Origin of the sequence: Streptomyces sp. BE303 (genome assembly GCF_036290945.1) — a bacterium.
Classification (GTDB): Bacteria; Actinomycetota; Actinomycetes; order Streptomycetales; family Streptomycetaceae; genus Kitasatospora.
Genome location: NZ_JAQYWZ010000277.1, coordinates 1 through 343, shown reverse-complemented (window position 1 = coordinate 343; position 343 = coordinate 1). Strand labels below are relative to the sequence as shown.

At 78.4% G+C, this 343-nt stretch carries 1 protein-coding gene; it reads right to left on the bottom strand.

The annotated features are described in order from the left end of the window. Positions 1-343: KR domain-containing protein (locus PUR56_RS02155; RefSeq protein ID WP_329947609.1), on the bottom strand; the 343-nt coding region annotated here is incomplete at both ends.

Here is a 343-nt window from a genome sequence, read left to right as displayed (position 1 = left end):
CCGCGCGGTGCTCCGCGAGCGCGTCGAGCGCCGCGTTGGCGGCGGCGTAGTTGGCCTGGCCGGGGTTGCCGAGCACGCCGGCGGTCGAGGAGAACAGGACGAACGCCGAGAGCGGGCGTGTCTCCGTCAGTTCGTGCAGCTGCCCGGCCGCACCGGCCTTGCTCGCCAGCACCGCGTCCAGGCGGGCCGGGTCGAGCCCGGCGACCACGCCGTCGTCCAGGGGCCCGGCGGCGTGCACCATCGCCAGGTCGGGCGCGTCGTCGACCACCCGCACCCGCGCCGCGCCCGCGTCGCGGGCGGGGAGGTCGCAGGCACGGGCCTCGACGGGCACGACCGCCGACGT